9 protein-coding genes are annotated in these 13,953 nt (G+C 42.3%); all 9 read left to right on the forward strand.

The features are described from left to right. The first annotated feature begins 34 nt into the window (after window positions 1–34). Window positions 35–2,347 (forward strand): HAD-IC family P-type ATPase, encoded by a 2,313-nt coding sequence (locus tag DWZ33_RS15960; protein ID WP_118455853.1) that lies wholly within the window; start codon window positions 35–37, stop codon window positions 2,345–2,347. 67 nt (window positions 2,348–2,414) lie between these two features. Beyond that, entirely contained in the window at window positions 2,415–2,669 is a 255-nt protein-coding gene (locus DWZ33_RS15965) for a zinc ribbon domain-containing protein (RefSeq protein ID WP_022936449.1), read from the forward strand. Continuing rightward, window positions 2,666–3,304, forward strand: coding sequence for a GyrI-like domain-containing protein (locus DWZ33_RS15970; protein ID WP_118455881.1), 639 nt, complete (start codon window positions 2,666–2,668; stop codon window positions 3,302–3,304). The genes DWZ33_RS15965 and DWZ33_RS15970 overlap by 4 nt, the downstream gene beginning before the upstream one ends. Before the next feature lie 109 nt (window positions 3,305–3,413). Continuing rightward, window positions 3,414–4,625: a metallophosphoesterase gene (locus DWZ33_RS15975; RefSeq protein WP_182425781.1), complete on the forward strand. Its 1,212-nt coding sequence runs from the start codon at window positions 3,414–3,416 to the stop codon at window positions 4,623–4,625. A 72-nt stretch (window positions 4,626–4,697) separates the two neighbouring features. Further along, window positions 4,698–5,453, forward strand: a complete 756-nt coding sequence (locus DWZ33_RS15980; RefSeq protein WP_022936452.1) for an alpha/beta hydrolase — start codon at window positions 4,698–4,700, stop codon at window positions 5,451–5,453. Window positions 5,454–5,455: 2 nt separating this feature from the next. Next, window positions 5,456–6,652 (forward strand): ATP-grasp domain-containing protein, encoded by a 1,197-nt coding sequence (locus DWZ33_RS15985; RefSeq protein ID WP_118455883.1) that lies wholly within the window; start codon window positions 5,456–5,458, stop codon window positions 6,650–6,652. Window positions 6,653–6,836: 184 nt separating this feature from the next. After that, entirely contained in the window at window positions 6,837–8,600 is a 1,764-nt protein-coding gene (locus DWZ33_RS15990) for a flavocytochrome c (protein WP_022936454.1), read from the forward strand. Window positions 8,601–8,825: 225 nt separating this feature from the next. Further along, on the forward strand, window positions 8,826–11,627 hold the full coding sequence (locus DWZ33_RS15995; RefSeq protein ID WP_118455857.1) for an ATP-binding protein: 2,802 nt from the start codon (window positions 8,826–8,828) through the stop codon (window positions 11,625–11,627). A 302-nt stretch (window positions 11,628–11,929) separates the two neighbouring features. Continuing rightward, window positions 11,930–13,855 (forward strand): N-acetylmuramoyl-L-alanine amidase family protein, encoded by a 1,926-nt coding sequence (locus tag DWZ33_RS16000; protein WP_182425783.1) that lies wholly within the window; start codon window positions 11,930–11,932, stop codon window positions 13,853–13,855. The last annotated feature ends 98 nt before the right edge of the window (window positions 13,856–13,953 follow it).

A 13,953-nucleotide genomic window follows, 5' to 3' on the forward strand; every position in this document is an offset into this window, starting at 1 on the left:
GGCTATAATAAAAATAGAAAGCGCAGGGATTTGAATGAACACAGAGAAATTTAGATTCACAGGTTTATCAGCGGCTGAAGTTACACAGCGGGAAAATGAAAATAAGGTCAATGTGGAAATCCGTCCGGAATCAAAAACGATCAAGGATATCTGCAAGGATAATATCTTTACATATTTTAATCTGATCTTTTGTATACTGGCCTTGATATTAATTGCTGCCAGGTCTTTTCATAATATGCTGTTTATGTTTGTGGTTGTCATTAACACATCCATTGGTATTATTCAGGAAATTCGAGCCAAGAAAACCTTAGATGCCCTGCGGCTCGTTTCAGCGCCTAAGGCCCATGTGATCCGTGATGGTGAATTACAGGAAATCAATGCGCATGCGCTGGTGCTTGATGATCTGGTGGTGTTTGAGGCAGGAAATCAGATTTATGCGGATGCCCAAATTGTGGAGGGACAGCTTGAAGTAAATGAAAGCTTGCTGACTGGTGAGGCAGACGCGCTGGTTAAAAAGGCCGGCGATGAGCTTTTGAGCGGCAGTTTTGTGATCAGCGGTCAATGTAGTGCCCGTTTGATTCGTGTCGGCGCTGATGCCTATGCATCACGGTTAATTAAAGAAGCCAGTAAAAGTAAAGTCGTTCAGTCAGAGATGATGACATCGCTGAGAAAGCTTGTTAAGGGAATTGGTATCGCGATTATTCCAATTGGCGTACTGATGTTTCTTAAGCAGACTTGGCTGCTGCATCAGGACTTTTCGCAATCCGCGGTTTCAGTTGTAGCGGCACTGATTGGAATGATTCCCGAAGGCTTGGTGCTGCTGACCAGTGTGGCGCTGGCTCTTTCAATTCTGCGCTTGGCGAAACGTCAGACTGTGGTTCATGAGCTGTACTGCATAGAAACACTGGCACGGGTTGATGTGCTTTGTCTTGATAAAACGGGTACGATTACAGAAGGCAGTTTATTGTTAGAAAAAATTATCGCTTTGGATCATCATCCAGAGAAGCAGATTTTAGAAATATTAAATGCCATGGCGCACAATACCTCGGATAATAACGCGACCGCGCAGGCTATCAAAGAATTTTTTAAGCATGATACCAGTGACTGGGTTAAGATTGATGAACAGCCCTTTTCTTCACAGCGCAAATTAAGCTCACTGACTTTTGAAGAGCATGGACGTTTTGTACTGGGAGCTTTTGAATATGTAATTCCTTCACTGGCTTCAAATTATACAGCTGAAATCAATCGTTATCTTGAAGAAGGACAGCGGGTTTTACTGCTTGCGAAGGAGAATGAGCCTTTGGCCTTTCTGCTTTTCTCAGATAAGATTCGTGATCATGCTAATGAGACATTAAGTTATTTTGAACAGCAGGGTGTTACCTTAAAGGTAATCTCCGGTGATAATCCGATTGCCGTAAGGCAGATTGCCAGCCGTGCCGGTATTAAAGATGCGCATCGGATGGCAGATGCTTCTAAACTTGATGATGAAGCCTTGATTCAGGCGGCTGAGGATACCGTTGTATTCGGCCGTGTTTCTCCGAAACAGAAAAAACTGCTGATTCAGACGTTGAAGCAGAATGGACATACAGTAGCGATGACTGGTGATGGCGTCAATGATATTTTAGCCATGAAGGAAGCCGATTGTTCGGTTGCGATGGCCAGCGGCAGTGAAGCGGCATCCCATGCGGCTCAGCTTGTTTTGCTTGATTCTGATTTTACGGTAATGCCGAAGATTCTGGAAGAGGGAAGAAGGGTTATCAATAACATTCAGCGCTCTGCTTCTTTATTTCTGGTTAAGAATATTTATTCCTTTTTAGTCGCAGTCTTACTGATGTTTTTTGCTTTCCCATATCCATTTACACCGATTCAGCTGACGCTGATCAGTTCGCTGACCATCGGTATTCCTTCCTTCATTTTAGCGTTTGAGCCTTCTACCAGCCGCGTGCGCGGAAAGTTTATGGAAACCGTGCTGCTTAGGGCGCTGCCGGGTGGTTTAACCAATGTCACAATTATTATCGCGGCGGTGTGCGCGAGCATGATCATGGGAATTCCCAGTGACCATACCTCATATATCTGTATGGTCAGCGCCGGCACATGCGGTTTGTTGGTTTTGCTGGTTACATGTCTGCCGTTAAGTCAGATGCGTAAAATCCTTTTAGCTGTCATGGCCTCTTTATTTGTTGGCTTGTCGATTTTATCACTGCCATACATCATTGAAACACCGATGCGATTAACATCCTTTATTTTGCTGGCCGTGCTGCTGGCGGCGATTCCTTTTATCCTGCGCGGATATACGCTGCTGATTCGGCGCATTGAAAAGCTTTATCAAAGTAAAACAAAAAAATAAAATATGACACAGGGGTGTCACAGTCATCACTTATAATAAGGGCATGAAAGAAAGTGAGGATATGAAAATGAAATTTTGTCAATGCTGCGGTATGCCGATGGAAGGCGCTAATTATGGTAAGGAAAAGGATGGGACATTGAGTGAAGATTATTGTGAGTATTGTTATGCGGATGGTGAATTCACTACTCAGTGCACAATGGATGAGATGATTGAACAATGTGTGCCATTCTGTGTTGAGGCTGATCCAACTATAACAGAAGAACAGGCAAGAGCTTCAATGAAGGCATATTTTCCAACCTTGAAGCGATGGGCTTTGAAATGATTGTCGATTATAAGAAAAGCTGTAAAGACATTTATCTGCCTAAAACCGAGCCTTCGCTTATTACATTGCCGCCTATCGCTTATGCGGCGGTGAAGGGCTCTGGTGATCCTAATACATCCAAGGCTTATAAAGATGCCTTAGAATTGCTTTATGGTCTTTTGTATACGATTAAGATGAGCAAGCGCTCAGATCACTTATTTGCCGGTTATTTTGATTATGTCGTGCCGCCGCTGGAGGGCTTATGGGAGAATGGCGGTGAATTGAATGATGCTATCGATAAACAACAGTTTGTCTGGGTTTCGATGATCCGTCTGCCTGAATTTATCGATGCACAGGCATTTGATCAGGCTGTCGAAATGCTTCATGCAAAGAAACCCAAGCTTGATGTCAGTAAATTATTTTATAAGGTTTATGAGGAAGGACTCTGTGTGCAATGCATGCATTTGGGTTCCTATGATGATGAACCGGCAACCTTAGCGAAAATGAACGCGTACCTTGAGGCTAATGGCTATTGTACTGATATTAATGAAACACGCTGGCATCATGAGATCTATCTCAGTGATCCGCGTAAGTGTGTTTCAGATAAGCTGAAAACCGTTATCCGGCATCCAATCCGGAGTATGAAAGCAGAATAAGCACTAAAGAAGCAGCAATGCTTCTTTTTCTTTACCGTAAAGATTATGCTGGGCAAAACAGCACCTAAAATATGTGGTCTATGGTATGCTTATGCCAAAGAGGGATCGTATGAAAAAGTTATGTCTTGGTTTGTTATGTATATTATGCGGCTGCGGGAGTATTAATGCTGTCGAAAGCGCCGCGCCCGCGCATGAGCTTAAGCTGATGATTGCCAGTGATCTGCATTATCAAAAGGAGCTGAGTTCTGTCAGTGCCTCAATTGTCGGCCAGATGGTCTATAATGATGAGATTGCTGATGCCTTATGTGAAACAGCGATTGAAAATCAGCCTGAGGCTTTAATATTGCTTGGCGATTTAAGCAATGTCGGCGCTTATGCCGATCATGAGCGGATGGCGGCAAAACTGGCACGTATCAAGGCAGCGGGTGTTGATGTTTATGTTGTGCCCGGCAATCATGATCTTCAGCAGTCTTCAGCGGCTGATTTTGAAAAAATATATGCTGACTTTGGTTTTAATCAGGCTTTTTCAAGAGATCGTGATTCCTTGAGCTACGCTGTTAAAATCAATGATGACTGCTGGCTTTTGGCCTTGGATACCAATGAGGAACAAATGGCTTATGGACACTTAAGTGATAATACTTTAATGTGGGTCGAGAAGGTGCTGAAAGAAGCTGAACAGGCAAATGCTTATGTATTGGGAATCTCTCATCATAATCTGCTGCGTCATTCTATGCAGGGAACTGAAAATAGCTTTATGATTGATAAGGCAGATGAGCTGGCTAATTTGCTGCTGCGTTATGGCGTACCGCTTTATCTGAGCGGGCATCGTCATGGCCGCAGTATTCAGACTAAGACATTAGGGCATGCTGAAATCACTGAAATTGTCAGTGATATGCTTTTAAACTATCCTAACATTTATGGCGTTTTAGATTTTAGTACCGATCGTACAATTACTTATGAAGGCAAAGAGCTTGATGTTTCCGCGTGGGCGGTGAAGCAGGCAAGCCAAGATGAAAAGCTATTGAATTTTAAAACGTATTCATACGATTTGTGCGCGGCGAAAGCGGCCGGCATGGGCAGCACAGCACTTGCTTCTAAGCAGCTTGATGATCTGGATATTCAAGCGATGCAGACTTTTATGGAACAATTTTATCTGGCCTATGCGCAGGGTGAAATCTATCAAGTGCGGGATGCGATGCTGGCAGATCCGGCATATGCTTTATGGCAGCAGTATTGCAAGGGAGAAACTTATCAGCGCTGGATTGAATATGTGCTGAATAATTATAAAGAAAATTATGATCGATGGGAAATCCGCTATTAAAAGTGGATTTTTTCTTTTGATTGAGGTTGAACGTGCTATAATAATTAAAATAAAATGGCTGGAGGAATGTGTATGATCATTAAGAAAGAAGTGCTGATAACCCCCTTTAATCTGAACCGCATGCTGCATATCTATGTGCCTGATGGTGCTTTTCGCAGTAAAAAGCGTTATCCGGTAATGTATATGTTTGACGGTCATAATCTGTTTGATGATGAGGAAGCAACCTATGGCAAAAGCTGGGGATTGAAGGAGTGGCTGGATGAAAATAAAATGAATTTAATCATTGTCGGTATTGAATGCAATCATGAAGGCAATGAGCGGCTTTCAGAATTTTCACCTTATGATTTCACTTATCGGAAAAGCAGAATCAAGGGTAAAGGCAAACAGCTTATGAAATGGGTCTGTGAGGAATTAAAACCATTGATTGATCAGGAGCTGCCAACTTTGCCGGATCGTGCGCACACAGCTGTCGGCGGCAGTTCAATGGGCGGCTTGATGGCTTTGTATACGGTGCTGCATCACAATGATGTATTTGCTTTGTCAGCCGCTGTTTCTCCGCATATCTTTGGCATGAATGATGCCCTTGATCGAGAAGTAAACAAAACGCTGCAGGATGATACCAGGATTTATATCAGCTGGGGTGCTAAAGAATGCCGTTCTAAACAATCCCTTGCCCAATACAGCGCTGCTTTAATCAATATCGCAAACATCCATCCAGGCCAGGTTTATTTGAATCTTAAAGTAGAGGGTGAACATAATGAAGCCAGCTGGGAAAAGGAAATCCCATGCTTCATGAATTATTTGTATTTGCATCAAAGGAGGCATTAATCATGAATTTTGTATTTATTTCTCCTAATTTTCCAGATAATTACTGGCTGTTTTGTCAGGGCTTAAAAAGGTTAGGGGTCAATGTGTGCGGTATCGGAGACGCGCCGTATGAAACATTGAGTGAAGAATTGAAACAGAACCTAAATGAATACTATCGGGTTGACTCATTGTCTAATTATGATGAGATGATAAAAGCTATCGGTTATTTCACTTATCGTTATGGAAAGATTGATTGGCTTGAATCAAATAATGAATATTGGCTGCGTCAGGATGCCCGTCTGCGCCGGGAGTTTAATATTCAAACCGGCATACAGCTGGAAGCCATTGACGGCTATCAGTGCAAGTCGCGGATGAAGGAATATTACGCGAAGGCGGGTGTGAAAACTGCCCGCTGGTGTTTGTCTGAGAATCTGGAAGAGTTGGAGGCCTTTGCGAATCAGGTAGGCTTCCCATTGATTGCGAAACCCAATATTGGTGTAGGCGCCGGGAATACGCATAAGATTAATTCGATGGATGAGCTGAGAAGCCTAGTGGCTGCCGGTTTTAATGAAGCGATGATTTTTGAGGAATTTATCAAGGGAGATGTGACTTCCTATGATGGTATTGTCAATGAGCGGGGAGAGATCCTTTTTGAGACCTCTCATGTCTATACCGCTTCTATTATGGATGCGGTGAATGAGCATCAGGGAATTGGCTGTTACTCACGGCTTTCGCTGCCTGATGAGCTGAAGCAGGCTGGCCGTAAAACGGTTGCCGCTTTTAATACCCGCAGCCGTTTCTTTCATTTTGAATTTTTTGTGTTAAGTGAGGATCAGCCGGGGGTTGGCAATCAGGGCGATGTTTTAGGCTTGGAGGTAAACATGCGTCCGCCGGGTGGTTTCTTGCTGGATCTGATTAATTATGCCAATGATTTTAATATCTATCAGCTATGGGCAGATATGATTGTCACCAATCAGACATCCATGACTAGTGAGCGGCCATATTCAGCTGTCTTTATGGGCCGCAAGGATTGTTTAAGCTATCAATATTCGCTGCAGGATATCCGCGATGAATTTAAGGAAGCGGTTTTGGATATCCGGCGTCTGCCGTCCGTGCTGGCAGAGGCAATGGGTGATGTAGTCGTATTAGCCCGCTTTAAAACTACCGCTGAGGTTGAACGGTTTGTAGCCGCATGTTCGCGGTTAGCTGACAATAGTTAACAAATGAACGAATGCCGTAGACAGTGATGTTTACGGCATTATTCTATTAAAATCTGGTATTGTTTTGATTTATGGCAGGATATCAATTTTATATATCAAAAGCAGTTGAAATTTAAAGAAGGGTTATATATAATGAGATTGTTAAAAAGTGGATAAACATTTTTAACATAGGGAGGTATAGAACATGAAGTTCAAAAAACTTGCCGCTTTAGCTGTTTCAGCAATGCTTATTGCTGGCTGCTCAACAGGCGGCGGTACTGGTGATGGAGCTACTTTCAAAGCTGGTACTTATGAAGGCAGTGCTGCTGGTTTTGGCGGTGATTTAAAAGTTGAGGTTGTTTTAAGCGATGAAGCGATCGATTCCGTAACGGTTACTGAAAACAGTGAAACTGAAGGTATCGGCAGCAAGGCGGTTGAAACATTGCCGCAGGCTATCGTTGACGCTCAGTCAGTAGACGTTGATTCTGTTTCTGGCGCAACGGTAAGCTCAGAAGCGATTAAAGCGGCTGTTACAATGGCATTGGAGGCAGCGGGTGTTGATGTTGCCAGCCTGAAGCCAGTTGTCAGCGGCCCAGTAGAAAAAGAAGATAAAACAATGGATGTTGACGTTGTTATCGTTGGTGCCGGCGGTGCTGGTATGAGTGCGGCTATCACAGCTGCTGAAGAAGGCAAAAAGGTATTGCTTATTGAAAAAGCGCCGATGGTTGGCGGTAATACTTCAAGAGCAACCGGCGGTATGAACGCTGCTGAAACAAAATATCAGAAGGAAGCTGGTATTGAGGATTCAGTGGACCTATTTGTAGAAGATACAATGACAGGCGGACATAATTTGAATAATGAAGAATTAGTTCGTACATTAGCTGAAAATTCAGCTTCAGCGATTGACTGGCTGGATTCAATCGGCGCTCACTTAAATGACGTTGGTAAGGCTGGCGGTGCCAGTGTGAGCCGTTCTCATCGTCCATTAGATGAAAATGGTAAAATCTTATCTGTAGGCAGCTATTTAGTACCAATTATGGAAAAAGCATGCGCGGATAAGGGCGTAGAAATCATGCTTGAAACAGAAGCAACTGAAATCATCATGAAAGATGGTCAGGCTGTCGGTGTTAAAGCTGAATCTAAAACTGCTAATCTGACAGTAAACGCGAAATCAGTGATCATTACAACTGGCGGTTTCGGCGGCAACTTAGATATGGTTGTTGAATATAAGCCTGAATTAAAAGGTTATGTAACAACGAATGCACCGACAATTACCGGTGACGGCATCAAGATGCTGGAAGCAGCAGGTGCTGATTTTGTTGATATGGATCAAATTCAGATTCACCCAACCGTTGTACAGTCTAACGGTGCATTAATTACCGAAAGCTTACGCGGTGACGGTGCAATTTTGATTAACAATGAAGGCAAGCGTTTCACTAATGAAATTCTTACTCGTGATGTTGTATCAGCAAATGTTATTGCTCAGCCTGGTTCAACTGCATGGCTGATCGTTGATGATGCGATGTATCAGGATTCTACAGTTATTCAGGGCTATGTAAATAAAGGCTATATGACTAAAGCTGATACGATTGAGGATCTGGCTAAAGTTATGAATGTTGACGCGGCTGTGCTTCAGGAAACTATGGATGCTTGGGCAGCTGATATCGCTGCGCAGACAGATGCAGAATTTGGCCGTGATGATTTAGCGGAAGTTAAATATCACCTTGATACTGCACCTTATTATGCAGTTATGATTGCTCCTGGTATTCACCATACTATGGGTGGTGTGAAGATTGACACATCTGCAGAAGTATTGGATAAAGACGGCAATGTCATTCCTGGTTTATTCGCTGCTGGTGAAGTAACTGGCGGTGTTCACGGCGGCAACCGTTTAGGCGGCAACGCAGTTGCTGATATCGTTGTATTCGGACGTATTGCGGGTGCAAACGCGGCAGCTTACGCTAAATAAATTGATTATTGAAAGAGTTCATCAGCAATGATGAGCTCTTTTTTTGTTTTGTCTTATTATCTTTATTTCAGCGGATAATTCATACTTTTTCAGCATTGGCGCAGCTTGTGCAAACCTTGACACATGGGGGTTAATCATTTATATTATAGATAAAAGCGGCTGCTAAATGTCAAAAAAAGGAATCTGCAGTGGCTGGATGTCTTTTCCAAAGGAGTGTACACCGCTATGGGCAAATGGATTCGTATTAAACGGGGTATTGCTGTACTTCTGACAGTAACCGTAGTTATATTATTCAATGCAGTACCAACGGCGGCTCAGCCAAGGGTGCTGAAGGTTGCTTTTTCACCGGTAAAAGGGATTACGGAAATCGCGGAAGACGGCAGCCGTCAGGGGTTGGTTGTTGATTATCTGAATGAGATTGCCAAATATACCGGCTGGGAATATGAATATATTGATACTGACGGCGATTACATGGTTGATGAATTCTTAGAAGGCAAATATGATTTAATGGGCGGTACTTATTATTCACCGGGATTTGAGAAATATTTTGCTTATCCTGATTTTAATATAGGATACAGCAAATCAGTGCTTATTGCACGTTATGATGACAAGCAAATCAATGGCTTTGATCTGCGCAGTTTAAATGGCAAGACGATTGGTGTATATGAGCGGGCAGCCGAAAATATCCGCCGATTGAAGGAGTTTCTCACAATCAATGATCTGGAATGTGAACTCCATGCATACAGCTATGAGGAGCTTTCAATTGACGGTAATTTATATCCATATTTAGCAAGCGGTGAGGTTGATCTGCTGCTTGGCAATGGCTTTGAAGATCCGGATGGTTTCCGTACTGTGGCTGCTTTTGATTCACAGCCGTTTTATATCGTAACCCAAGTGGGTGATCAGGAAGTTCTTGATGGCTTGAATATGGCAATGGCAAAAATTTTGGATTCTGATCCTAATTTTAGTGAGAATTGTTATTTAGAGCATTTTCCAACTGTATCATCGATTGATATTGTACTGAATGAGCAGGAACGCAGCTACATTCAAAACCGTGAACCTGTTAATGTTGCTTTGCCGAGGAAGTTTCATCCGCTGATCTGTCTTGAATCGGAAGATGATCTTCACAATGGTATCATTCCTGATATTCTTGAGAAAATAGCTGATTTTACAGGTTTAACATTTAATTTTGTATATACTGATACTTATATTGAGGCGGTTGAGCTGGTTCAGCAGGGGAATGCTGATATGCTAGGCTTTTACTTAGGCACTGAAGCTGAGTCCATTGATACGGGTCTGGCTTTGACATCACCCTATGTAAATATGAACAGCATCGTGGTGCGCAATAAGGCTTCTACCTACCCTGATAATGATTTAATTTGTGCGATTGTGGAAGGGCAGTCACTGCCTTCAGATATTACTGCTGCCAAGGTTCAGACTTATCCAACCATCACGGAGGCACTTAAGGCCGTAAATAATGGCAGTGCGGATTTTGTCTATGGTTTAGCGGTGCGTCTGGAACAGGATATTCAAAGAAATCATTTTACGAATGTGGTGCCGGTGACTTTAGTGAATGATCGCAGCAATCTTAATTTTGCGCTGAAACGGCCGGCTGATATTGATCTGCTTTCAATTATCAATAAAGCTATCAACAGTATTTCAGAAAAGGATAAATCGTTGATTCTGGATCAAAACATGATTTCTATCGGTAATACGCAAATGTCTTTAACGGAAATTATTTATGCCAATCCGATGACCTTTATCGCGGTGCTTTCATTATTTCTGTTAGTGCTGGTAGCGGCAGTTTTAGGTGTAAACCGGGCACGGACGCGGGCGGCGCTGATGCAGAGCAGCTTAGAACAGGCGGAAGCTGAAAGCAAAGCGAAGGGAGAATTCCTGTCTCATATGAGCCATGAGCTTCGTACACCGATGAACGCGGTGCTTGGGCTTACTGATCTTACTAATATGATGGAAGGTGTACCGGATGATGTGAAGCGCAATCTGGAAAAGCTGAGGGCCTCTTCACATTACATGCTGGATCTGATTAATGATATTCTCGATATGAGCCGGATTAACAGCGGCAAGCTGACACTTGAAAAGGAAACTTTCTCTTTAAAGCGCATGTTAAGTGAAATCAATACAATGATGGAAACTGAAGCTCAGCGTTTGGGCTTAACGTATGTTTTAAAACAAGATGTCGTTCATAACAATCTCACTGGTGATGTTCTCCGCTTGCGGCAAGTATTAACAAATCTGCTTTCTAATGCCTTTAAGTTTACACCATTAGGCGGTTCTGTGACGCTGAGTGTCAGTGAAGACGCTCAATCTGAAAATGAAGCAGCATTTACATTCAGGGTAACTGATACCGGCATCGGCATTTCTTCAGAGGATCAGAAACGAATCTTTGAAAGCTTTGAACAGGTAGGCGCCAGCTTCACTAAAAGTCAGGGAACTGGACTAGGCTTGCCGATCAGCAGCAGTATTGTTGCCATGATGGGCGGTGAGCTGAAGGTCAGCAGTCAGCCGCATGAGGGCAGTGAATTCTATTTCACCATTATCCTGCCGCTGAGTGCAGAGGTAGAGCAAAGCAGCAACGCGGATGAATATTTGAATAATAATGTGCTGGCTGGTGTAAATATTTTATTGGCTGAAGATAATGATTTAAATGCTGATATTGCTGTGCAGCTGCTTGAAATTCAAGGCGCTGAGGTGCATCGCTGTGTCAATGGCAAACAGGCGCTTGATGAATTTAGCGGCAGTGAGCCAAATACATATCAGCTGATCCTCATGGATATCCAGATGCCGGAAATGAATGGCTTAGCGGCATCCCGCGCGATTCGTTCGCTGGCGCGTAAAGACGCGGCCGTTATACCTATTGTGGCCATGACCGCCAATACCTTTAAAGAAGATGTGGAAGCGGCAATGGCAGCCGGTATGAATGGCTTTATCCCAAAACCGCTGGATGTGAATTATCTCTATCATTTACTGCAGGATATCTTGCGTAAGAATAAAAAAGGTGAAGGATAATAATTAAAGCTGCTCATATAATGGTAGATAAAAGTACCTCTTATCAAATTAGTAATAAGAGGTACTTTTTATTTTAGAAAAATACAATATTAATCATTTGTGCGAAGGTGTGAATTTTCTCATAAAGTATACTTTATGAGACACCTGATTTCTCTTTCATTATAGGTTGTTTTTGATATATTGTAAACAGATTTCAGCCTAATTATGACATTTTATAACTTGTTTTTGCTTCTGTAATTCTGTTGCATAAGGTATACTTTATGAGACACTGGTTCAATAAAGTACCTGGGGAGGTAATTAAAATGAAATCAAACAAAACAAAGTCAGCGATGACTGCTTTAGTCGTAGCTGCAATGCTCTGTTCAGCAGCAATGCCAATCAGAGCAGCAGAGGCTCAATGGGTCAATAACAACGGCACATGGTCTTATGTTAAGGAAGATGGCAGTATAGCTAAGGGTTGGATCAAAGACAATGACTGCTGGTATGCTTTCGATGATAACGGTGCAATGCGTACTGGCTGGATTGCTTCCAATGAACATTGGTATTTCATGGGTGAATCCGGTGTCATGCAGGCAGATGCTTGGGTAGAAGATAACGGTGCCCGCTATTATATTAAAGGTACCGGTGTTATGGCAAAAGATTATGTCAAAGACGGTTATGAATTGACTGAAGATGGCAAAGCTATTCCATTAGCTGAATCAAAATCCGTAGTATTAACAGATCCAGAAGCAATAGAAGGTGAAGTCATTGAAGGCAACCTGTATGTTGATGTAACAACAGCGAAAGCATTAGAATTAAAAGGTGTAACTGTAAAAGGTAAATTAGTTGTTATTGGTGACAACAAGACAGCCGGGAAATTAACGATCACTGATTCAAAAATCGAATCCATCAGCACACAGACAAGAAATACAGAAGTCGTATTAAGCGGCGAAACAGAAGTTAAGACGATCGTATTGGAAGAAACAGCAGCGGTAACACCTGATAAGAGCTTCAAAGGGGAAGTAGAGAAGATTGAAGTACAGTCAACAACCAAAGATGAAATCGTGATTGAAGTCCCGGCACAGGAAGTAACTACACGGACATATGCGAGTGTGGATATCCAAGCGCCGGTAGAAAGTCTTGAAGTAAAAACAGATACTCAAATCAAGGTAAATGCCGATGTTAAGAATGTTGTAGTAACAGAAAGTGCAAAGGATACAGCCATTGAAGTATCAAAGGGCAGTACGGTAGGCACATTGACAGCTGACGCACCAGTAAGCATCGATGGAAAAGGAACTGTCAACAAGGTAGAAGCCAATGTTGATGGTGTAGAAGCTGGTAAGGATACAGTAATCAAAGATGTAGAAACAGGTAAAGATGTAACTGAAGCACCAAAAGAAAACAAACCTTCAACTGGTGGCTCAACTGGCGGCGGATCTTCAAGCGGCGGCAGTACAACAAAGCCAACACTTCCTGAAGTTAAGACTTATGAATGGGAAGCATGGGATGGCAGCACGATTGAAAAACAAGAAGATGGAAACTATTTGTTTGCAAAGGGTAATTGGTCCGATAGTAATAATGGATATACAGGCCCTATGACTAAGGATTTACATTCAACAATTGTAGATGGAGGAACTATTAATGAAGCTGTTACTGTCAAAGTTGATCCATCACAATATGGGGTAGGAGAATCATTTGGCGTCTCAGTTGGTATAAATGACAAAGATGGCAATTACTATACGGAATTGTGTGTTGACTTTATTTGGTCTAAAGAAGGAACGCTCACTGCTTCTATTGGCTTTGAACATGAAGGAACTATTGAAATCTCTCAAAGTGGTTTCTATACACTTCGTTGGATTATTGATGGCAGCGGTGAAAACTTAACCGGTACTTTTGTAGTAACAACCGAAGATGGAACTGAAATTGGCAAATTTAATAACATTAAATTCACGATAAATAATTCAGAGGTAAAAACAGCTGATTGTACAACAGCAAGATATATGTGGTTTTACCGTGTTCCAGAAACTGGCTTAATCGTTAAGAATGTGGCAATTAAGGAAACGGTTATTCCTTCACAACCTGATGAATCAGAAAAAGAAGAATCTTCAGGGGCAGATCAGGATGTAGATAACAATAATCCTGAAAATGGAACTAATAACGATTCTAGTGAAAATGAATCAACTGAACAAGATGTGGATAATACAGGGAATGATTCAGTGATTGATTCTAATGAAAATGAATTAGAATAAGCGAGCCTTTCATTTTTATAAGATATCGAATAATAAAGTGGTGTGCTATTTGGCACACCACCTTTTTGCTTTGGCATTAAAAATTGGTGATTTGAAGC

This window comes from Dielma fastidiosa (genome assembly GCF_003475485.1).
In the GTDB taxonomy this organism is placed as follows: Bacteria; Bacillota_I; Bacilli_A; order Erysipelotrichales; family Erysipelotrichaceae; genus Dielma; species Dielma fastidiosa.

What these genes read in the sequence shown, in the direction of transcription:
- DWZ33_RS15985 (WP_118455883.1), top strand. Translation starts at nt 5,456, where the DNA reads ATGAATTTTGTATTTATTTCTCCTAATTTTCCAGATAATTACTGGCTG.
- DWZ33_RS16000 (WP_182425783.1), top strand. Translation starts at nt 11,930, where the DNA reads ATGAAATCAAACAAAACAAAGTCAGCGATGACTGCTTTAGTCGTAGCT.
- DWZ33_RS15995 (WP_118455857.1), top strand. Translation starts at nt 8,826, where the DNA reads ATGGGCAAATGGATTCGTATTAAACGGGGTATTGCTGTACTTCTGACA.
- DWZ33_RS15965 (WP_022936449.1), top strand. Translation starts at nt 2,415, where the DNA reads ATGAAATTTTGTCAATGCTGCGGTATGCCGATGGAAGGCGCTAATTAT.
- DWZ33_RS15960 (WP_118455853.1), top strand. Translation starts at nt 35, where the DNA reads ATGAACACAGAGAAATTTAGATTCACAGGTTTATCAGCGGCTGAAGTT.
- DWZ33_RS15990 (WP_022936454.1), top strand. Translation starts at nt 6,837, where the DNA reads ATGAAGTTCAAAAAACTTGCCGCTTTAGCTGTTTCAGCAATGCTTATT.
- DWZ33_RS15980 (WP_022936452.1), top strand. Translation starts at nt 4,698, where the DNA reads ATGATCATTAAGAAAGAAGTGCTGATAACCCCCTTTAATCTGAACCGC.
- DWZ33_RS15975 (WP_182425781.1), top strand. Translation starts at nt 3,414, where the DNA reads ATGAAAAAGTTATGTCTTGGTTTGTTATGTATATTATGCGGCTGCGGG.
- DWZ33_RS15970 (WP_118455881.1), top strand. Translation starts at nt 2,666, where the DNA reads ATGATTGTCGATTATAAGAAAAGCTGTAAAGACATTTATCTGCCTAAA.